Origin of the sequence: Parabacteroides sp. Marseille-P3160, from assembly GCF_900162725.1 — a bacterium.
Classification (GTDB): domain Bacteria; phylum Bacteroidota; class Bacteroidia; order Bacteroidales; family Tannerellaceae; genus Marseille-P3160.
In genome coordinates, this window is sequence record NZ_LT799418.1 from 389205 (window position 1) to 409777 (window position 20573).

Here is a 20573-nt window from a genome sequence, read left to right on the forward strand (position 1 = left end):
TCTTAGAATCTAGATATAAATTCGATAAGCAGAGAATATAGTTTAAAACACTTTTTATTTTTACTTAATTGAATAAAGACCGTTGTATGCCCGCACTCTTTTAATAGCCGAATATTTTCTTCTACGACTAAACCATCCTTATTTATGCTCGAAATGCCATTCTCATCAAAACAAGTAACAAAATACGGAATGAATTTGAATCTTTCTTTATTATTAATCATCTCAACATACAATTTGTAATCCGCACTTATTTTATATGTAGTGTCAAAAGAATATTTATGCATTAAAAGATTCGTTCTAAAGAACGTTGCAGGTTGACTGATTGGACAGCCGGACAACATATTTAGTTTTAAGTGTTTTTCTTTTATATCATATTGGATTGATTGGGATCCATTTTTTTCCTTAATGATTCTTCCATATACAATATCTTCTTTTATGTTAATCAGTTGTTGATGGATAGACGATAAAACGTATTTATTGACATAGAAGTCATCACTGTTTAAAAAATGCACCCATTCTTGTGAAACCAATTTCACTCCTTTATTCATTGCATCGTATAACCCGTTGTCTTTTTCCGACACTACTTTCAGTGAGATGCCCTTCTCTATAAACAAAAGACGGTATTGATTAATTATATCCAGGGTCCCATCTGTCGACATCCCGTCTATTATTATATATTCTGCAGGCAAAAAAACTTGTTCTAATATAGAATCAAAAGTCCTGGCTATCGTTTTCTTTGCATTAAAGCAAATGGTTATAATCGAAATCATTTCTTTTGCTCTATATTAAAGCCTTATAAACATTTGCCGTTTCCCGTGCCGTATTATTCCATGTGAATAAAGATAGGCGTTCCGTCCCTAATTGAACGAGAACTTTACGTTTTTCTTCATCCTCGACCACCGACTCTATTGATTGTACAATGGAATCGACATCCATAGGATCAAAATATGCGGCAGCATTACCCGCTATTTCAGGAAAACAAGAAGCATTGCTTAGTACGACAGGACATCCCATCGAAAAAGCTTCAAGAATAGGAAAACCGAAGCCTTCATATAAGGAAGGAAAAACAAATAAGAGTGCATTTTTATAAAGCCATCTCAATTCTTCGTCCGTTACCATCTGTGCATAAACAAATTCTTTAATCTTTAATTGGTCAAAGAGGGCGTATTCATCTTTGGTAAAAGCTTCGCCAGTACAAATTAAATTTAAAAATCTATTTTTTTCCACTAATTGAGAGAAAGCTCTCGCCAATATTTCAAAATTTTTATATCCATTCCTAGAACCGACATAGAGTATATAGTCCGTATCCGGGATATTTCTGGGGCGGCTTATATTATGAGTGACGGTAGAGTCCTGTCCATGGTATACGACACTAATTCGTTCCTCCGGTACATTTATATATTTTAAAATATCTTTTTTCGTATGCTGGCTGATTGCTATAATCCGATCTGCCCGTTGCATTAATTTTTTTTTCGCTAAAATAATTTCATCGCCTTTCATGAATCTCTCATGTGTCATGTCGTGGACGGTTAACACTAAAGGCTTTGATTTTAATAGACTATTATCGAGGTAATACGTTTGATAGTAAGTCGGATGAAACAAATCGAATTGCTGGCTTTTTAATACCCTGTTCACGCAGTATTCATTTATAGACTGCATGGTTTTATTTCGTATCTTTAGATTCAAATGAGGTAACAAAGCGAAATGAGAAGAGACATCTCTTTTCTTTAAGTAATAATTATTTGAAAAAGCCAAAGGGAATTTTACTTTTACCTTTTCATCAGGTAGATGCTTCAAAAGTTCGTAGAAATATCTCGAAATACCGCCAATATATTGACTGCAAAAAATCTGATAATCAAATAGGACGTCCATCTTTTTTGCTAATTAATGGGGTAGAGTATTCACCTGTTGGTTAAAAAAAAGACGTTCTTTCTCGTCGATCGTTCTGAAAAGTTCTTCATCCTTTTGATGAATAAAACAAATGTCATAATATTGAAATGCCGCTTTTTTCCCTTTAATATATTCATCCAACTGGGAAAATAAAGGAAAATCTTTTTCAGTTAACGATAATAACAGTTTTCCGTAGTTATCGTATATTAACATTAATGTATATCCTATATTTTGTAATGTCTTCAATGTAGAGATACCATCATCTGCATTGGCATCTAAGAATTCTCGATCATATTCAAAAAAAAGGACCGGCATCTTATCTGCGATATACTTCAATCCTCCTCTTATGATTTTGAGGTCAAATCCATCGGTATCAATTTTCAATAGTTTTGATGAAGCAATGCATGGTTCCTCTTCATATAACTGGTCTATCGTTGTGAATTTAAAAGCATTGGAATCTCCTTTTATAATTCTGGCTGTTCCTTCAGAATTAATTAATTGATGATTCTTCTCTTTATTTGTATCAGATAAAAATTGGTCGATTATTTTTATGTTCTGCGATGAAGAGAGATTTGCTTTTAAAAAAGGTAGATATTGTTTATCTCCTTCGATACAAGTTATGAACACATCTTTACTATTTTCCATAATTAACGCGGCAGAGTCTCCTACATTGGCACCTACGTCAATAATATACAAAGTTGAGGAGGTTCTTTCGCTAATATATGAAACTATGCGTTGAAGATTTCTGGAATAAAATGGAAATTGTAGCAAATAAGAGGGTAGAGCATGTCCCTTCGGTAATTTTAAATCAAAATCTCCTATCCGGACAGAGTTGGACTGCGAGAAAAGTCTTTTTCTTCTTGTTTTAACGATATCAAATCCGAACAGATTAAACCAGAATCGAAAACAATCTTTTATAAAATTCATTTTGTACCGTGTTAGATAAACTATTGATATTATGTTCTATTTTTCCCTTTCAGATAAAGAATGCATTCTTTAAAAACAACACTATCCATTTTCCACATAATCAAGATATAGAGACATGCAGACATTATTATTTTTACCCCAAATGATAAATATAGAGAATCTATATTTTTGCTGACCAACCAGGTGAAGAAAAAAGATATTAATGTGATCGATAAATATGGAATAATATCTTTTAGTACGTCTATTGTAGATAAATGAATTAAGTAATATACAAAATAACTTTGTAATAATAATCCGACGAAAAAGATACTAAGGTAGGCTACAAGCATAGGCAAAACGCCATAAGGGAACATAAAAAAGATGATTAATAATTGCAATAAACCGGTAGAAATTGTAATCCACATATAAATATTAGATTTTCCATGTGTCATTAGCAAGTTTGAAAATAATGTCCATAAATAGGCAAAAGCTCCCCAGATACAGAACAGTTGTAAAAAAGGTACAGCAGGACGCCACTTTTCTCCGATGGAAATGACTATAAATTCTTCTCCAACGAATGCAAGTCCTAACATAAGAGGGAAAGATATAAAAGCTCCGAAACGAAGCATTTTACGAAGGACGTTTAATTGCCGTTCTTTATCTTCTACTACTTGCGCTAATATCGGTTGGGCCACGCTGTTTATCATACTCCCAATAAAAGTTTGTCCCATTGACATCCATTTTTGTCCTTGTGTATAATGCCCGACCTGAGTTGCATTATAGAATTTTCCTAATAACACCGAGAAGATGTTATTGTTGATTTGGTAGAATATATTAGAGAAGAATAATTTGGAACTAAATCCAAACATCTCTTTTAAAGGGATAAAATTAATCTGCATCGTTGGATGCCAAGGCGAGAAATACCAGCGCAAAATTGTACTTATTCCGGCATAAAGCGCAGACTGTATAGCTAACCCCCAATAAGAGAAACCTGAAAGGGCCAGAAGAACTCCGGTTATACCGGAAAAGACTAAAGCTATAATCGTAATTTGAGCTTGTTCTTTTACCATCACATTCTTAAACAAATAAGCATGTTGAGCCGTTCCTATCGAACCAAATAAGAAGCCTAAAAAAACGACACGTGACAAACCGACTAATTCGGGTTTCCTATAAAATTCAGCAATTAAAGGCGATAAAAAGAAAAGCAATATATATAAAAGAATTCCACTTAACACATTAAACCAGAAAACGGCATTATAATCTTCATGGCTAAACGTGGTTTTATTAGCAAGTGCATTAGTAAAGCCACTTTCCAGGATGCTCGAAGCAATCGCTGAGAAAATGGCTAACATTCCTATCATGCCATAATCTTCAGCATTTAAGATTCGTGCTAAGATTATTCCAAAGACAAGACTAAATACTTGTTGCAGTCCGTTGCTTATTCCTCCCCAGAATAATCCCCTTGCAGTCTTATCTTTTAAGCTTTGTTCCGCCATCTTTTGTTATAACCTTCCGTCAACAAGACTTTTATCCAAAACGCTTTTCACATCGAAAAGAACGGTCGGCCGGGTAAGGGTAAAGCTAAAATCTATTTTCTTAAAAGCATCGTGGGCAACCGTGAGGATGATTGCATCGTATTGCTTCACGTCCGGAAGTGTCTCCAATAAAGTAATGCCATACTCCTCCCGGACTTCTTCTCTGAGGGCGTACGGATCGTAAACATCTACTTTGATGCCGAAATCTTTTAGCTCGTCTATCACGTCGACGACTTTGGTATTCCGGGTATCGGGACAGTTCTCTTTAAAAGTGAGGCCTAAGATAAGAACCCGGCTGTCAACGACTTTTATGCCGCGACGGATCATTAACTTAACGGTCTTCTGGGCGACAAAACGTCCCATTTCATTATTTACCGTCCGTCCCGATAAAATCACTTGCGGGTTATAACCCAGGCATTGCGACTTGTGAAGCAAGTAGTAAGGATCCACTCCGATGCAGTGTCCGCCGACTAATCCCGGTGAGAAGGGTAGGAAGTTCCATTTTGTGGCAGCCGCTTCTAAGACTTCGTGCGTGTCGATGTCCATCCGGTCAAAAATTAGTGCCAGCTCGTTCATGAATGAAATATTGACGTCTCGCTGGGCGTTTTCAATCGCTTTGGAGGCTTCCGCTACCTTGATACTGGATGCCTTGTATGTTCCCGCCGTAATGACGGAACGGTACAGGGCATCGATCTTCTCCGCGATTTCCGGCGTGGAGCCGGAAACCACCTTTTTAATAGTTGCCAACGTATGCTTTTTATCGCCCGGATTGATGCGTTCGGGGGAATAGCCGCAGAAGAAATCGGTATTGTAAACCAGTCCCGAAGCCTTTTCCAGTACCGGCACGCAATCTTCTTCCGTACATCCCGGATAGACGGTTGATTCGTAAATGACGGTATCCCCCTTTTTCAGAAGTTTGCCGACCATATCCGAAGCGGAGAGGAGCGGCCCTAAATCCGGTGTTTTAAACCGGGTGATCGGGGTGGGTACCGTAACGATAAAGACCGTGCAGTCCCGTAAGTCTTCCGTCCGATTAGTCAGGATAAGGGCATTCGTCTTTTGTGGGCGAAGCAACCGTTCCGGCTCGGTTTCTTTCGTGCAGTCGATGCCATCCTTCAGTTCCCGGATTCGTTCGGTGTTGAGGTCATACCCCATCACCCGATACTTTTCGCTGAAAGCGACAGCCAATGGAAGTCCTACATAACCTAATCCTATGATACCGATTTTCATTTCTTTTTTACTTACCTCATGGGTATAACAAAATCCCGTCAGTCCCAATGTTGAGATGACAAAATTTCTGCAAATATACATATTCGCAGCAGATTGTTCTTTGAATAAACGCTGTATTTCGTGTAAAATTGTTTGTATGCAATCCTTTGTTTTTACATTCCCGGACACCGAGATTCTGATTGGTGGCTGGAAGATTTTGGAAAGCCGCAACTCAAAAAAAGATTTGGCTTGTGCGAAAAAAATCCGGCAATATTCCATCGAATCATTGGCAAGCGGCAATTATGAAAGCAAACTTTTCACTAGTAACCCTTTTCTCATTATCTTTGCAGCGTAAACGTTTGTATAATTTAATTTATGACTATGTCACAATTATTCCCTGATAATCTGCCTTATAAAGTAGCGGATATCAATCTGGCGGATTTCGGACGCAAAGAGATCGAAATCGCCGAACACGAAATGCCGGGATTAATGGCGGTACGCGAAAAGTATGCCGCATCGCTTCCCCTGAAAGGGGCGCGTATCACCGGTTCATTGCATATGACTATTCAGACTGCAGTGTTAATCGAAACTTTGGTTGCTTTAGGCGCAGAGGTTCGGTGGGCAAGTTGTAATATTTTTTCGACGCAGGATCATGCAGCGGCTGCAATTGCGGCTTTCGGCGTGCCGGTCTTTGCCTGGAAGGGCGAAAGCCTCGAAGAATATTGGTGGTGCACGGATCAAGCGCTTCGTTTTCCCGGCGGGAAAGGACCGCACCTGATCGTAGACGACGGGGGAGACGCTTCGCTGCTCGTTCATTGGGGGTATAAGGCGGAGAATGACGCTGAAACGATTCATCGCAAGGGAGCGAACCACGAGGAACAGGTGATTCTGGATACGCTCCAACGTATCCTGGCGGAAGATCCCCAACGTTGGCACCGGACGGTGGCCGAAATGAAAGGAGTTTCGGAAGAAACGACTACCGGTGTACACCGTCTTTACCAGATGATGGAACGAGGTGATTTGTTGGTTCCGGCCATCAACGTAAACGACTCTGTGACGAAATCGAAATTCGACAACCTGTACGGCTGTCGCGAATCTCTGGCAGATGGTATCAAGCGGGCAACCGACGTGATGATTGCCGGCAAGGTAGTCGTTGTCGCCGGATATGGGGATGTGGGCAAGGGCTGCGCCCATTCGATGCGTTCTTACGGGGCACGGGTACTCGTGACCGAAGTCGATCCGATCTGCGCCTTGCAGGCCGCGATGGAAGGCTTTGAAGTAACAACCATGGAGGAGGCTGTCAAGGAAGGCAATATTTTTGTTACCACGACCGGAAATTGCGATATCATTACGATCGGGCATATGGCGCAGATGAAGGATCAGGCGATTGTCTGCAACATCGGTCACTTCGATAACGAAATACAGGTAGACAAGTTGGTCAACTATCCGAACATCATACACGTCAATATCAAACCGCAGGTCGATAAGTACACATTTCCGACGGGAAATTCCATCTTCCTGCTGGCCGAAGGTCGTCTGGTGAACTTGGGTTGTGCAACCGGACATCCTTCCTTCGTAATGAGTAATTCCTTTACCAATCAGGTATTGGCCCAGATGGATCTTTGGGAAAAACCGTATGAAGTGGGTGTCTATCGCTTACCGAAACGCTTGGACGAAGAGGTAGCCCGCCTGCATCTCGCCCGTATCGGAGTAAAACTGACGACGCTGACGGAAAAGCAGGCCGAGTATCTGGGGGTATCGGTCAACGGCCCTTACAAAGCCGATCACTATCGATATTAAAAGGAACTGAAAATTAAGGAAAAATGCTATAAGAAATTCATAACTATGACTGCGCGCAGTCATAGTTATGATTGCATTCGTTCATAGTTATGACTGTGTTCATTCATAGCTATCATTTTTTTAGTTAATAAGAGAATGACTTTTGACACCCCCCTTTTTTAATCAAGTCAAGTTCTGAACCATTCGAAACACTGAATTTTTCTGCTTTTAGAACCTCTTTTTGCCGTTTATCCGATGGGGGAGAAGATCTTCGTTTCCAATCTGCCGGATAGGATAATTGGCTTCAAGGTCATCCAGAACCAATACCCAGTCGTTGCCTTTCCCTTCGGTCAAAGGATAAAACCATTGAGGTTTCCCTCCGTCATAGATGCCGATTCCGATAAATTGCCCCGAACGGACGTCGAACCAGCTTGCCCGGATTTTCTTTCCGGATAGTTTGCCAAGGTCGACCTCAAAAGGTTTACCGGATTCTGTATAGACCATTGCGTACGATCCGGAACGATCCCTTGTGGCGGTAATGCGGTCGTTGGCGTTATAGGTTTCCGACAAAAGGATCGTCTGGTCGGGAATACGGGAGAAGAAAGGACGGCTTTCGATTAATTTCCGCCCATATCCCATTTGATAGGAGGCGATAAGTGGAAGCGATTCTTTCCAAGTCCGGAGAGGCCCGTTAACCGGCTCCCTGTCTTTCGTCCACATTTGCCAGATGGCATGGCATCCTTGTGTATGGCCGAGAGCGCCGGAGAAAACCTCATGATAGAAAAAACGACGGGTATGAAAATCGGTAGAGGTACCGTATTTATCCCGGTCGAAGCAGATAGGATGTTCGTCATAGAGCGGTTCTCCGTCTATTACCGGTTTGACGGGCGTCCGGTTATATTCCCCCTGTATTCTGTTCCATACATCCGTATCATAACAATGCCCGTTTTGCTGCATATTGAAATCCAGCCATTCGTCCGAATGGAAGAGAGTGGCGGAACTTGCTCCTCCGGACGGATGAAAAGTCATCAGGCATTTCGAATAATCTTCTTTTCCGGAGATTCCGAGAGCGATACCCCGGGCCATTTTCCGGATAATCTCTTCATAGCCTTTGGCGTCACGGTCCCCGCCCAGGATCCAGATGATATTTTTCTTTTCTTTATAGCGATTCCCTAAAAACCGGCCGTACTTTTCCGCTTTTTCGGGACTGTCGAAGATAACGGGGCCTACTCCCCAGGCCTTGTTGAATTTATCGCCCCAGGTAGGCAGCAGCCCGATCACCATTCCTAACGAATCGGCGAGGTTGATCACAAAATCCACCTGGCGGAAATAGTTTTCATTCGGCTGGGAATATCCGGGATCCGTAAAAGGCAGATCGCCGTAGGCATTCGGAACTTTGAGCCCGTCCAGCTCGGCCAACACGACGGCCTGGATCACGGTGTATCCTTTCATCCGGCGGTCGGATAGATACATGCGTGCGCTTTCCCGATCGAGGCGGTGGAAGAGTTCCCAAGCCGTATCTCCCAAGTAGAAGAACGGAGTGCCGTCTTCATATTGGAGATACCGACCTTCCGGGTGAACGAATATTTTCCCATGCAGGGATGTCTGGGCATGGCAAAGCAAAAGAGAGCCCATGACAAGGAGGAGAGTGCAAAGTACTTTTTTCATCTATTGATTCAAGTTTTTAAGATTTAACATCAGGTCTGTTTTTTCCGGGGAGAATCCTTTTTGCGAAGATAAGATTTTGTTGACATATATGTAGCAATTTTTATTACTAATCTTATTTTTATACCTTTGCAAGTGGTTTATGGAAACAAAGAGGCTGCTTCCCGGAGGGAAGCAGCCTTTAGATACAACGGACGGTTTTCACAAACAATCCGTTATTAAAAACATAAACCACACAAACCTAAATAGATCGTTATTTATGATCGGCGTTCGTTTATTATTTTCCGAACGGCGGTAACCAATTTGTCGATTTCTTCTTTTGTATTGTAAAAGGCGAAAGTCGGGCGAACGCTGGCTTCATAACCCAGACGGCGCAGGGCCGGTTGGGCACAATGGTGCCCTGCACGGACTGCTATTCCTTCCTGGTCGAGCAATCGACCGACTTCAGGCGTGGGAACATCGTCCAATACGAAAGAGACGACGCTTACCCGTCGCTTCGGATTCCCGATCAATGTCAGGCCGGGGGTCCGTCCCAGTTGGGTGCGGGCGTATTCTGTCAATTCGTGTTCGTATTTTTCAATATTATGAATACCTATGCGGCTGACATAGTCCAGGGCAACACCCAATCCGACGGCATCCGCCACATTGGGCGTACCGGCCTCGAAGCGAGCGGGAGGTACGTTGAATAGAGTTTCTTCAAATGTTACATCCTGGATCATATTGCCGCCACCTTGCCATGGAGGCAGCCGGTTGAGCATTTCTTTCTTTCCATAGACCGCCCCGATTCCTGTCGGCGCATAGATTTTATGGCCGGAGAAGACGAAAAAATCAGCTCCGAGTTCCTGTATGTCGATCGGCGTATGGGCAATTGATTGCGCCCCGTCGATAAGCGTACGCGCTCCCCAGCGCTTGGCTGAAGCAATGATTTCTTTGATCGGATTGATCGTTCCGAAGGTATTATTGACATGCGGCAGGGCGACAATCCTAGTCTTCGGGCCGAGCAGGCGTTCATAGTCGTCCAGCAGGATATCCCCGTTATCGTTGATCGGTATGGGAATCAGTTTGGCTCCCCGTTCCTTGGTTATCAGTTGCCACGGGACGATATTCGCATGGTGATCCAGGGTGGAAACGAGTACTTCGTCTCCCGGTTCCAGATATTTGCGGCCAAAAGTCTGGGCTATGAGATTGATCCCTTCCGTTGTCCCCCGGACGAAAATGATTTCTTCGGGAGAAGCGGCGTTGATAAATTTCCGCACTTTCTCACGGGCCGCTTCGTATTCATCCGTCGCACGGGCCGCCAGCGTATGCGCTCCCCGGTGGATATTCGAATTGTCATGCCGGTAGAAATGACTGATCGCATCAATCACTTGCTGGGGTTTTTGGGTAGTGGCCCCGTTATCGAACCAGATCAGGTCCTTCCCATGCACTTTCTGATGAAGAATCGGAAAGTCCTTCCGGATGGCCTGTACATTCAGCGTGTCTTCTTCGTTGTATGAGATCTTGCGCAGCACTTCGGTTTCGGGGATACCGATGCCGAAATCTCCGTTGAAAGAGTGGCTGCTCCCTATTCCGGAAGGCTTCAACAAATTCTCTAACGAGGCATAGACTTGGCTGAGGTCGAGGGCTTCCGCATCATCGGGAAAAACCTCTCTGACCTCCTCTTTCACCTCCTCGGGACATAATGGGGAAGCAATCTGGCGAAGCCTCCCGATATCTTCCCATCCGCCCCCGGTGAATGGATTGTCTAATTCGTAAGCCATTATTTCTCTATTTTATTCCGATGTTGATAATCGTGATAGTAACCTACCTCTACATTTTCGAGGACTGCGATTGCGTCATCCGTCAGGGCAGCCAATGAGAAGTATTTGGTTAATAAATAAGACGCTACGCCGAACTTGTCCAATCCCATGAGGCGGGCGGAGAGAGACGGTGCGATTTCACCCGGGATGCCGGCCTGGTGCAGGCCGATAACGCCCTGTTCCTTTTCCCCGGTACGTACCAGTATGAAGCTGGTAGTGCCTACGCCGCGATTGGTAAGGTATTGTCCTTTGATTTCAACTTTGTCGGAAGGGATGATCGGTACACCACGCCAGGTGATGACCTCGGTGCCGAACAAATTTACGGTTGCCGGAGGTACGCCTCGCCAGGTACATTCCCGCCCGAAAGCGGCAATGGCGCGCGGATGGGCGATGAAAAAGGCGGGGCTTTTCCATACCAGGGAGAGCAATTCATCCAGGTCGTCCGGAGTCGGCGCTCCATAGCGGGTAGAGATCCGGTAGCCCGGATCGGCGCTGGCAAGCAATCCGAATTTACGGTTGTTGATCAATTCCCATTCCTGACGCTCCTTAATGCTTTCGATGCTGAGCCGGATCTGTTGTTCCAGTTGGTTATACGGATCGTTATAAAGGTCGGAAACGCGGGTATGTACCCGGACAACGGTCTGGAGGGTATTCAAGGAATATTCCCGGGGGAATTCTTCGTAATCGATATAGGTCTCGGGAATGATTTGGTCTTCGTCATGGCCGGAAACTAAGTCGATATGCCTTTCGCCATGGGTATTGACAGTTGCTTTTACCCGTAAATGTTCGTCGACCGCTTTTTGGAACTGTTCGCGGAAATCGGGAACCTCGCTGATAATATTCTCCAATTCGGAGCTATCCAGTGTGAAGAAAATGGCGGGCGTAACGGCTCGTACGGTGACGGAGGAGAGCTTATCTGCTAGCAGGTCGGCTTCTCCGAAATATTCTCCTTCGCTCAATAATGCGATACGGAGATCCTCTCCGTGAGTTCCTTTGCTCAAGACTTCCGCTTGTCCGCTAGCAATGATGAAAAATTTCTGTTTATCTTTTCCTTCATTGATGAGGTTGGCTCCGAGTTTGATTTCTTCAGGAAGGAATCGTTTCGCCAAGCGGTTGACAATGTCTTCATCAATATAAGAGAAGAGGGGAATACGGCGTAGAGATTCCGAGCGGAAAGCCGGGACACCGTCATAATATTCAATCTCGATCCGTTCGGCTTTTTTTTGTTCTACCTTGGTGCGGTTGACCCGGAAAGTTCCCGAATCTACTTGTGTCCAAGGGAGTAGTTTCAATAAAAGACGGGGAGTGATAGACCCCATCTGAGGAGGAGTCTTGGTGGTATTTGCCAATTGACGGGCTGTAGCAGTCGTTACGCTGCGCTGTAAATCATTCTTAGCCATAATCGTTCACTTTTTAATTCGGTTATATTTTATAATGATATCTTTACTATGCCTGGTCTATTTTTGTTTGTGGAAAAAAATCTTTCCATAAGTGCTTAAAAGAACCTGTCAATGAAAAGATGCTTATGTAAGGAGGAGCTTTGTCAGATTCCCAATCCGTCGGTGAAAGCCATTGTAAGGGCTTTCTGCTGAAGGATCCGGGAATTCGGAGGAACCGAATTGGTTAACCAGACATTCCCGCCGATAATAGTTTCGCGGCCAATGGTGACTCGTCCCAGTATGGTAGAGTTGGAATACACAATGACATAATCTTCCAGAATCGGATGCCGGGGAACATTCAGGGGTAATCCGCGTTCATCAAGCGTGAAACTCCTTGCTCCTAAGGTAACCCCTTGATAGAGGCGGACATGGTTTCCTATCTCACAAGTCTCTCCGATCACTACGCCGGTGCCATGATCGATACTGAAATATTCTCCAATCCGGGCACCCGGATGGATGTCTATTCCTGTTTTTGAATGCGCCAACTCCGTAATGATACGTGGAATCACGGGAATGCCGAGTTTCAATAGTTCGTGGGCAATACGATAGTGTACCATGGAGAGGATGGCAGGATAACAGAAGATGACTTCGGCATAGCTTTTAGCGGCCGGGTCGCCATCGAAAACGGCTTTAACATCCGTACAAAGCAGACGTTTTATCTCCGGAAGCCGGTCGATAAAAGCGGCGGCAAGCTCCGAGGCGTCTAATGCCACTTCACCATTGATCTGATCGGCAAAGAAATTCAAACCACGGGAGATTTGCTTCTCCAACAGGAGAAATAATCGCTCTAAATGGACACCAAGATGGTATTGCCGTGTTCCTCCCGTCCTTCCGGATTCATTGAAAAAGCCGGGAAAAAGGATCGCTTTTACCAACTCCACTACCTCTTTCAGTTGTGGAATACTTGGCATGGGACCTTCTCCTTTCTGCGGTATATATTTATATTCTTTGATGGAGTCCATACTCAGGAGCTCCACATTTTTAAGGATTACATCCGTCGGTCTACTCATTCTATTCCTTTTTTAATCAATGATTTCAAGAGGAATATTCTCCACTTCTCCTTCAGTAATCCGAAAGGCCTTAAAAACAGGTTCCTCTCCTGCCAGGGAAAGAATCGCATAGGCAATTGTCGGATCATAAGCCAAGCGTATGTCCTCGATGGAAGGCCTTGACGGGGAATTGGGATGGCTATGCCAATTACCGATAACCTCTAATTTTTCCTTTCGGGCGTAGCGCAGGACATTGAATTGCTCCTGAGGATCGAATGAGAAGTGTTCAGGGCTGTGATCGATATTCGTCATGGCGTGATTCACGGTCACAACCCCGTTACTTCCTAATAGATATCCACAACTCTCATCGGGCAATTCCGCCCGGGCTTGCGAGAGGATGGATTCATAAACATCTTTTTTAATTTTCATAGGTTTACTTTTGAATGGTTACTTGATAGACAGGTCCGTCTATCTGTTTCACTTCCAATACCTGAAAACCCTGTTCCGTCGCACTCTTCGGTACGTTCTGGAGCGGCTCTCCTTCCAATAAAAGGACTTCCAGCCGGTCTCCTTTTGCTATTTGCGCCAATTTCAGTTTCGTTTTCACGAATGTCATCGGGCAATGTTCGTTTGTAATATCTAACTTATGTGTTGCCATTATCATATAAATAAAGTTCTACCTCCCTCGGAAATTTCCAAAAAGGTAGCGACACCTAATACGTCTTTGACTTCGTGGACGAAGTCGTCTTTTTCCAGTCCGAGGATATGCATCGCCATCTCACAAAGATATAGATTTATACCCAATGCTTTGGCTGCTTCTATTAATTCTTCCAGTGTGGCGACATTGTTCTTCCGCATCATATAACGGAAAATCTTCGGGCTTAATCCCAGGAAGTTCAACCGACTTACCGGCGCCGCTTTCGGACCGCCCATAAAGAAACCGAATAATTTGGGAAGGAATCCTTTGCCGACAAAAGCGCGCCCTTGTTTTTTCTTGACAGCGTCCAATCCCCAGAAGGTAAAAAAGATATTTACTTCGTATCCGACGGCCGCTGCCCCGGTCGCTAAGGTAAACGTTGCGGTAAGTTTGTCAAAATCACCGCTGAAAGCAATCAGGGATAACTTCTTGGGTTGCTTTACTTCGGTCTGGGCAGCCAATGCTGCCTGTAGGTCTGTTGTCGTACTCATGTTCTTACCTTTTTAATGACATTTTAATGCCGGTCTTTTAGATCGCATACGGCCTGTTCATAGTCAACCAGCGTCGTAATTGTCGGATTTTTTCCACAAATAGGACAGTCTTCACGCCGATGCGTCTTTATCTTCCGGAAGTCCATCGTTTTCGCATTGAATGTCAAAAGACGATTGGTCAGCAATTCGCCTACTCCCGTAAGATATTTCAATGTTTCGGCCGCCTGAATAGTCCCGAGCATTCCGGCAATGGCTCCCAGTACGCCTGCCTGCGAACAAGTCGGTACGGCATTCGGTGGGGGAGGCATATGAAAGAGGCAACGATAGCAGGCAGAGCCCGGCACGTACGTCATGGTCTGTCCTTCAAACCGCAGAATTCCTCCGTGTGAGAAAGGTTTCCCTGCCATTACGCAGGCGTCGTTAATCAAAAACTTTACCGGGAAGTTGTCGGTTCCATCCACTACAAAGTCGTAATCCTTTATGATATCCAATGCATTTTCGGAGGTTAGGAATTCTTTGTAGGTAATGACGTTCACATCCGGATTGATCAGGTTTATCTTTTCCTTGGCGGAGTCTACTTTCGGACGGTTCACGTCCGGGGTAAAGTGAATGACCTGCCTTTGAAGGTTGGATAAATCGACCACATCACCGTCTACAATACCGATCGTACCTACGCCGGCAGCTGCCAGATAAAGCGCTACCGGAGCGCCTAATCCGCCAGCCCCGATGATGAGTACCTTACCTTGTGCGATTTTCAACTGCCCTTCTACGCCGACATCCTGTAAGAGGATATGGCGGCTGTAACGGTTTATTTGGTCTTCACTGAAATCAAACATCGGATCCTCCTCCCATAAAGTAGAGGAAGTCAATGCTATCTCCTTCCTTCAGTTGAAAGGTTCCAAACTCGTCCCGGTTGATAAATCCCTCATTTACCTGTACCGACACCATGTCCGGTTGCTTAACCTTATTCAGTCTAATGATGTCATTCACTGTAGCGGGTAATTCTACCTCTTGATTTTCTCCGTTTACTGTGATCTTAGCCATTTTTGCGTTTGTGTTTAAAATGTTTATGTCTATTGTCAATTTCGTTTATTCTTCTTCCTCTTCATAATGATAAAGCTGGGTCGAGAGATAGCGTTCTCCGGTATCGGGGAGCAGCACAACAATCGTTTTGCCTTTATTCTCCGGCCGCTTGGCTATCTGTATAGCCGCATAAGCGGCTGCGCCCGAGGAGATGCCGCTCAGCAATCCTTCGACGCGCGCCAACTCACGGCCAACCCTAAAAGCCTCTTCATTTTTCACCTTAAAGATCTCATCGTATATATGTGTATTTAATACTTCCGGAACAAATCCTGCTCCGATACCCTGTAATTTGTGCGGACCGGATTTCCCTCCGGATAAGACCGGTGAATCTGCCGGTTCGACAGCAATTACTTTTATTTTCGGATTACGGTTTTTCAAAACCTCCCCGACACCGGTGATCGTTCCTCCCGTACCGACTCCGGCGATAAAGATATCTACTTTTCCATCCGTATCCTGCCAGATTTCTTCGGCGGTCGTTGTCCGGTGAATGGCCGGATTAGCCGGGTTCTTAAATTGTTGGGGAATGAATGCTTTCCGATAGGTCGCTTTCAGTTCTTCTGCTTTTCGAATGGCTCCGCCCATTCCTTCATGTCCGGGAGTCAATACGATTTCAGCGCCCAAAGCCCTTAAAAGACTGCGGCGTTCGATACTCATCGTTTCGGGCATGGTCAAGATCAGACGGTATCCTTTGCTGGCTGCGACGAAAGCCAACCCGATTCCGGTATTTCCGCTGGTCGGTTCGATCAGAACCGTATCCTTATCTATTAATCCTTTTTTCTCCGCCGACTCTATAAGAGCCAGTCCGATCCGGTCTTTTACGCTGCGTGCCGGATTGAAAGATTCCAATTTGGCTAATATTTGTGCATGTAAGTCATACTTTTTCTCAATCTCGGATAATTCGAGAAGAGGAGTCTTACCAATTAATTCGGTTAAACTTTTTGCGATTTGTGCCATAACGAAAAATTAAATGTTTGTTGCAAAGATAGTCGTCTTTTCTTTAAGAATCATCCCTAAATGAGGGCATTCTATATACCCTCTTTATGGTATTTTCTCCCCGGATAAAGGAAAGGGACAAAAAAAACGGGTATCCTTCGACCGAAGGATACCCGTTTTTTTTGTCCCTTTCTCGGATTTACTTTATTAAGTTGGAGAAATCTGCGTTCGTAACGTATTTTGCGAATTCAAGATCCTGAGCTGCTTCTTTAGCAAAAGAAGGATCTTTTGCGACTGCTGCCTTCAGGTTGCTAACTACGCCTGCCGCATCGTTTGTACGGGCAGCTACGATTGCTTTCAGATAAGCAGTCGTACCGTCTGCCTTTTCAATCGCATTCAATGTCTGTGCAGCCTTACTGTAATCTTTTGCAAGGATTTGTGCCAATGCTGCGTTGTTCGTCTTAGATGAACCGAAGGAATTGACTGCTTTCGCATATTCGCCTTGTTCCAGGTAAAGAACGCCTAAAGCTTCACTCAATTCGGCAACACTACCTGCGCTACCGAATAATTGTTGCGCTTTAGCCTGGTCGCCTTTCGTCAAAGCGATCAAACCTAAGTTCAGGTTAGATTCGCCATTGCTTTTGACCGAGTTGGCTTTGTTGAACAATTCTTCTGCTTTTGCCAAATCGCCTGCTTTGAAGCGTTGGATACCAAAGTTGTTCCAAGTACGATAATCGTTCGGATATAATTCGGTTGCTTTTGAATAAATAGCTTCTTTCTCTGCATCGGATTTTACCAATGTAGCGGCATACAGGATTTCTTCCACATTCAATGCTTTCGGATTGCTTTTTGCCAAAGCGCTGATTTCATCGTCTGATTTGCCGATGATTTCAATATTGGCTGTCAAGCGTGAACGACGCAGTTGAGGAAGGATTTCTTCTGCCAATACGCTGAATACGGAAGAGATGTTTTTGATTTCCTTTTCTCTCTGTTCCGGATCTTTATACATGGAAAGAACGCGTAATACCAAGTCCTTGTCCTGGATATTTGATTTGGAAACCAATTCCTGGAAACCTTCCCAGTCCTGAGCTGTGTAGCGGGCATCTACCGGAACGTCTATTTTTTGTTTCTTCAATTCTTTTGTTAAATAACCGGACGTATTCTTTTCACGTTTTTCTGCCAAACCCGTATTCAGTTTTACACCACCATCCGGAGATGCATAAGCTGAAATTTCTACGGAGACGTTTTGATTCGGCGCTTCGTCGGCGTTTTTAATCAAATCTTTCCAATCCTGAATTTCGGTCTTGTTCAACTCTTTAGAACGAAGTTCAGCCTGTTGTATTAAGAACAGGATATTTGCGTCGTGTGCTTCCTTGATAATGCGTTGGAATTTATCGGCTGCAATAGAAGGAGTAGAAGTTGCGGCATCAGCTAATGTAGAGGTAGCAAGAACGCCGTCGCCGATTTTCAAATCCGGAAGTTTGATTACTTTGTTTTTGATTTTTGCATCAAACGTTAAGAACAATTCAGACTTCTTCATCTCGGGTTTGTAGACGAAAGAAGATTTTAATGTTACATTTCCACCTGTTTTGTAATTAATCGTTTGGTTGTTTCCCTGTACTTTTTCACCTTGGTAGGTGTAAGCGGTGCCCCATGCTTCACCACCGGCATATCGAAGAACCGGAGTAATGGTAACAGTTGCTTTTTTGTTGAACCATTTTGCCGGAAATGTCGCATTAATTGTTACGGGAACCTTGCCGGCCACTGCTTCCAGAGGTTGCGGTTCCGCTTTAATGTATTGTTCGGATAACGGTTTCAACTTGTTTGAACAAGAAGAAAAGGCTACAATTGTTGCCATCACGAAGAGTGGCATTAATAACTTTTTTTTCATAATTGATAAAAGTTTAATTATTATACTATACTAACTGATTTAATTTCTTCTCTTTAACAGCTCTATTTGCAACATAATGCAAATCTAACCCATTTTTTCTTTCTTTTTAGCAAAGCTAAATTAAAAAGCGGGCTATTAACGCTTATTAACCTTATTATTTTGTCTTTTTTTCTTTCCACTTTTTCTGTAAATCCCTACTCTCTATCCGCTTTTTTGCCTTAACTAGGAGGCGTAAAAAGCAGTGTTTTCGCCTTTTTGTTTACGAACAACAAAGTTAGATTTGTTTTACCTAATCGTCAAAGCTTTTTTGTTCTTTTTTTGTGAAAAAATGCATCTCTTTATTATTCCTGGGGCAAAGAAATGAAAATACCGTTTTCCGGAAGAAAAAATAAATAAGTATCTTTGCTGCAACATACGTTACAAAAAGGAATGTACCAATCATAAACCAATAAGATTCATTTTATTAATCAATAAAGATATGGCAATACCTCCTTTCAAGTATCAAGACCCGTTCCCAATGGGGAAAGATACGACAGAGTATTATTTACTTACAAAAGATTTTGTCTCGACGGCCTTGTTTGAAGGCAAGGAAATTTTAAAAGTAGAACCGGAAGCCTTGACTGAGTTGGCTCATGCCGCCTTCCGTGATGTTGCGTTTTTGCTTCGCCCGGAGCATCAGGCGCAGGTAGCAAAGATCCTTTCCGATCCGGAAGCCAGTGAAAACGACCGTTTCGTCGCCCTGACTTTCCTCCGAAATGCGGAAGTTTCGGCAAAAGGGCAACTTCCTTTCTGCCAGGATACCGGAACCGCGATCATCGTCGGCAAAAAAGGGCAACAGGTCTGGACCGGTTTCAATGATGCCGAAGCGCTCTCCAAAGGCGTTTATCAGACTTACACCGAAGAAAACCTCCGCTATTCGCAGAATGTACCTTTAACCATGTACGAAGAGAAGAATACGGGCTGTAACCTTCCGGCGCAAATCGACCTTTATGCAACCGAAGGAGCAGAATACAAGTTCCTCTGTGTTGCCAAAGGAGGCGGTTCCGCCAATAAAACTTATTTGTTCCAGGAAACAAAAGCCTTGCTGAATCCAAAGACACTGCTTCCTTTTCTTGTCGAGAAAATGAAAACCCTGGGAACGGCCGCCTGCCCTCCGTACCATATCGCCTTTGTCATCGGCGGGACTTCTGCCGAAACCAACCTGAAAACGGTTAAGTTGGCATCCGCACATTATTATGATTCGCTTCCGACGGAAGGGAACGAAGGCGGACAGGCATTCCGGGATATCGAACTCGAAAAGCAGGTACTGGAAGAAGCCTACAACATCGGATTGGGGGCCCAATTCGGAGGAAAATATTTTGCTCATGACGTGCGGATTATCCGCCTGCCCCGTCACGGCGCATCCTGTCCGGTCGGAATGGGAGTCTCCTGTTCGGCCGACCGCAATATCAAAGCTAAGATCAATAAAGAAGGTGTCTGGATTGAGAAATTGGAAGCCAATCCGGGGCGTTTCATCCCCGAATCATTGCGTCACGCAGGTGAAGGCGACGCCGTGAAGATCGACCTGAACCGTCCGATGCCGGAAATCCTGAAAGAGTTGGACAAATACCCCGTGGCTACCCGCCTCTCTTTGAGCGGAACGATTGTAGTAGGCCGCGATATCGCCCATGCCAAACTAAAGGAACGCCTCGATCGCGGAGAAGGCCTTCCCCAATATATCAAGGATCATCCCATTTACTACGCCGGCCCGGCTAAAACGCCGAAAGGGTTGGCATCCGGCTCCTTCGGCCCGACAACCGCCGGAAGGATGGATTCTTATGTGGATCTGTTCCAGGAAAACGGAGGCAGCTTGATCATGATCGCCAAGGGAAACCGGAGCCAGCAGGTGACGGACGCTTGTAAAAAACATGGCGGCTTCTATCTCGGAAGCATCGGAGGTCCTGCAGCCATCCTGGCACAGGACAGCATCAAAAAGGTGGAGTGCCTTGAATATCCCGAATTGGGAATGGAGGCTATCTGGAAAATCGAAGTGGAAAACTTCCCCGCTTTCATCCTGGTGGATAACAAGGGGAACGACTTCTTCAAGCAACTGAAGCCGCGTTGCGCCTGCAGCCGTTAATCCTCATTAAATAATCTAACTTGTCCGGTAGGGAGGGAATCGAGCCTTCCTTTCCGGACATTTTTATTTCTTTCTCCTCCTTCCACTCTCAAATATGAAAAACACCTCCGCTTTTTACCCGTCTTCCTGTTTTTAATAGAAAAAACTT

General features: G+C 44.2%; 18 protein-coding genes. 2 read left to right on the forward strand and 16 right to left on the reverse strand.

The window, feature by feature from the left end; genetic code table 11:
* Positions 1 to 2: 2 nt before the first annotated feature.
* From BQ8014_RS01620 to BQ8014_RS01640, 5 genes are read right to left on the reverse strand one after another with little or no spacing between them, the layout of a single operon-like run.
* A complete protein-coding gene (locus BQ8014_RS01620) occupies positions 3 to 770 on the reverse strand; it encodes a glycosyltransferase family 2 protein (RefSeq protein ID WP_080902831.1) in 768 nt (255 codons plus the stop codon).
* 10 nt (positions 771 to 780) lie between these two features.
* Positions 781 to 1872 carry a glycosyltransferase family 4 protein gene (locus tag BQ8014_RS01625; RefSeq protein WP_080902832.1) on the reverse strand — a complete coding sequence of 364 codons (1092 nt, stop codon included), beginning with the start codon at positions 1870 to 1872 and terminating at the stop codon, positions 781 to 783.
* A gap of 12 nt (positions 1873 to 1884) precedes the next feature.
* Positions 1885 to 2817, reverse strand: coding sequence for an FkbM family methyltransferase (locus BQ8014_RS01630; protein WP_080902833.1), 933 nt, complete (start codon positions 2815 to 2817; stop codon positions 1885 to 1887).
* Positions 2818 to 2846: 29 nt separating this feature from the next.
* Positions 2847 to 4292: a lipopolysaccharide biosynthesis protein gene (locus BQ8014_RS01635; RefSeq protein ID WP_080902834.1), complete on the reverse strand. Its 1446-nt coding sequence runs from the start codon at positions 4290 to 4292 to the stop codon at positions 2847 to 2849.
* A 6-nt stretch (positions 4293 to 4298) separates the two neighbouring features.
* Positions 4299 to 5561, reverse strand: coding sequence for a nucleotide sugar dehydrogenase (locus BQ8014_RS01640; RefSeq protein ID WP_080905751.1), 1263 nt, complete (start codon positions 5559 to 5561; stop codon positions 4299 to 4301).
* Positions 5562 to 5921: 360 nt separating this feature from the next.
* On the opposite strand from BQ8014_RS01640, the gene ahcY reads away from it, so the two are divergent.
* Positions 5922 to 7340, forward strand: a complete 1419-nt coding sequence (ahcY, locus tag BQ8014_RS01650; RefSeq protein WP_080902836.1) for an adenosylhomocysteinase — start codon at positions 5922 to 5924, stop codon at positions 7338 to 7340.
* Between the two features lie 207 nt (positions 7341 to 7547).
* Here the strand turns inward: ahcY and BQ8014_RS01655 are convergent, their stop codons facing one another.
* The 11 genes from BQ8014_RS01655 to BQ8014_RS01705 all read right to left on the reverse strand — a co-directional run bounded on the left by BQ8014_RS01655 (position 7548) and on the right by BQ8014_RS01705 (position 18306).
* The gene (locus BQ8014_RS01655; RefSeq protein WP_080902837.1) at positions 7548 to 8987 is read right to left on the reverse strand and encodes a glycoside hydrolase family 140 protein; all 1440 of its coding nucleotides are present in this window, start codon (positions 8985 to 8987) and stop codon (positions 7548 to 7550) included.
* A gap of 254 nt (positions 8988 to 9241) precedes the next feature.
* Complete coding sequence (locus BQ8014_RS01660) at positions 9242 to 10744, reverse strand: cysteine desulfurase (RefSeq protein WP_080902838.1); 1503 nt, start codon at positions 10742 to 10744, stop codon at positions 9242 to 9244.
* The gene (locus BQ8014_RS01665; RefSeq protein WP_080902839.1) at positions 10744 to 12183 is read right to left on the reverse strand and encodes a family 2B encapsulin nanocompartment shell protein; all 1440 of its coding nucleotides are present in this window, start codon (positions 12181 to 12183) and stop codon (positions 10744 to 10746) included. The genes BQ8014_RS01660 and BQ8014_RS01665 overlap by 1 nt, the downstream gene beginning before the upstream one ends.
* A gap of 143 nt (positions 12184 to 12326) precedes the next feature.
* A complete protein-coding gene (locus tag BQ8014_RS01670; RefSeq protein WP_080902840.1) occupies positions 12327 to 13232 on the reverse strand; it encodes a serine O-acetyltransferase in 906 nt (301 codons plus the stop codon).
* Positions 13233 to 13244: 12 nt separating this feature from the next.
* The gene (locus BQ8014_RS01675; RefSeq protein ID WP_080902841.1) at positions 13245 to 13640 is read right to left on the reverse strand and encodes a M67 family metallopeptidase; all 396 of its coding nucleotides are present in this window, start codon (positions 13638 to 13640) and stop codon (positions 13245 to 13247) included.
* A gap of 4 nt (positions 13641 to 13644) precedes the next feature.
* A complete protein-coding gene (locus tag BQ8014_RS01680; RefSeq protein ID WP_080905752.1) occupies positions 13645 to 13869 on the reverse strand; it encodes a sulfurtransferase TusA family protein in 225 nt (74 codons plus the stop codon).
* Positions 13870 to 13871: 2 nt separating this feature from the next.
* On the reverse strand, positions 13872 to 14399 hold the full coding sequence (locus BQ8014_RS01685) for a DsrE/DsrF/DrsH-like family protein (protein WP_080902842.1): 528 nt from the start codon (positions 14397 to 14399) through the stop codon (positions 13872 to 13874).
* A gap of 23 nt (positions 14400 to 14422) precedes the next feature.
* On the reverse strand, positions 14423 to 15235 hold the full coding sequence (locus tag BQ8014_RS01690) for a HesA/MoeB/ThiF family protein (RefSeq protein WP_080902843.1): 813 nt from the start codon (positions 15233 to 15235) through the stop codon (positions 14423 to 14425).
* A complete protein-coding gene (thiS, locus tag BQ8014_RS01695; protein WP_080902844.1) occupies positions 15228 to 15443 on the reverse strand; it encodes a sulfur carrier protein ThiS in 216 nt (71 codons plus the stop codon). Before thiS ends, BQ8014_RS01690 begins: the two co-directional genes overlap by 8 nt.
* A 45-nt stretch (positions 15444 to 15488) precedes the next feature.
* Entirely contained in the window at positions 15489 to 16436 is a 948-nt protein-coding gene (cysK, locus tag BQ8014_RS01700) for a cysteine synthase A (RefSeq protein WP_080902845.1), read from the reverse strand.
* A 178-nt stretch (positions 16437 to 16614) separates the two neighbouring features.
* Entirely contained in the window at positions 16615 to 18306 is a 1692-nt protein-coding gene (locus tag BQ8014_RS01705) for a tetratricopeptide repeat protein (RefSeq protein WP_080902846.1), read from the reverse strand.
* 478 nt (positions 18307 to 18784) lie between these two features.
* On the opposite strand from BQ8014_RS01705, the gene BQ8014_RS01710 reads away from it, so the two are divergent.
* The gene (locus tag BQ8014_RS01710; RefSeq protein ID WP_080902847.1) at positions 18785 to 20425 is read left to right on the forward strand and encodes a fumarate hydratase; all 1641 of its coding nucleotides are present in this window, start codon (positions 18785 to 18787) and stop codon (positions 20423 to 20425) included.
* Positions 20426 to 20573: the final 148 nt, after the last annotated feature.

Coding starts and splice junctions, on each gene's coding strand:
- BQ8014_RS01620 (WP_080902831.1), bottom strand. CDS start 770: ATGATTTCGATTATAACCATTTGCTTTAATGCAAAGAAAACGATAGCC.
- BQ8014_RS01625 (WP_080902832.1), bottom strand. CDS start 1,872: ATGGACGTCCTATTTGATTATCAGATTTTTTGCAGTCAATATATTGGC.
- BQ8014_RS01630 (WP_080902833.1), bottom strand. CDS start 2,817: ATGAATTTTATAAAAGATTGTTTTCGATTCTGGTTTAATCTGTTCGGA.
- BQ8014_RS01635 (WP_080902834.1), bottom strand. CDS start 4,292: ATGGCGGAACAAAGCTTAAAAGATAAGACTGCAAGGGGATTATTCTGG.
- BQ8014_RS01640 (WP_080905751.1), bottom strand. CDS start 5,561: ATGAAAATCGGTATCATAGGATTAGGTTATGTAGGACTTCCATTGGCT.
- ahcY (WP_080902836.1), top strand. CDS start 5,922: ATGTCACAATTATTCCCTGATAATCTGCCTTATAAAGTAGCGGATATC.
- BQ8014_RS01655 (WP_080902837.1), bottom strand. CDS start 8,987: ATGAAAAAAGTACTTTGCACTCTCCTCCTTGTCATGGGCTCTCTTTTG.
- BQ8014_RS01660 (WP_080902838.1), bottom strand. CDS start 10,744: ATGGCTTACGAATTAGACAATCCATTCACCGGGGGCGGATGGGAAGAT.
- BQ8014_RS01665 (WP_080902839.1), bottom strand. CDS start 12,183: ATGGCTAAGAATGATTTACAGCGCAGCGTAACGACTGCTACAGCCCGT.
- BQ8014_RS01670 (WP_080902840.1), bottom strand. CDS start 13,232: ATGAGTAGACCGACGGATGTAATCCTTAAAAATGTGGAGCTCCTGAGT.
- BQ8014_RS01675 (WP_080902841.1), bottom strand. CDS start 13,640: ATGAAAATTAAAAAAGATGTTTATGAATCCATCCTCTCGCAAGCCCGG.
- BQ8014_RS01680 (WP_080905752.1), bottom strand. CDS start 13,869: ATGGCAACACATAAGTTAGATATTACAAACGAACATTGCCCGATGACA.
- BQ8014_RS01685 (WP_080902842.1), bottom strand. CDS start 14,399: ATGAGTACGACAACAGACCTACAGGCAGCATTGGCTGCCCAGACCGAA.
- BQ8014_RS01690 (WP_080902843.1), bottom strand. CDS start 15,235: ATGTTTGATTTCAGTGAAGACCAAATAAACCGTTACAGCCGCCATATC.
- thiS (WP_080902844.1), bottom strand. CDS start 15,443: ATGGCTAAGATCACAGTAAACGGAGAAAATCAAGAGGTAGAATTACCC.
- cysK (WP_080902845.1), bottom strand. CDS start 16,436: ATGGCACAAATCGCAAAAAGTTTAACCGAATTAATTGGTAAGACTCCT.
- BQ8014_RS01705 (WP_080902846.1), bottom strand. CDS start 18,306: ATGAAAAAAAAGTTATTAATGCCACTCTTCGTGATGGCAACAATTGTA.
- BQ8014_RS01710 (WP_080902847.1), top strand. CDS start 18,785: ATGGCAATACCTCCTTTCAAGTATCAAGACCCGTTCCCAATGGGGAAA.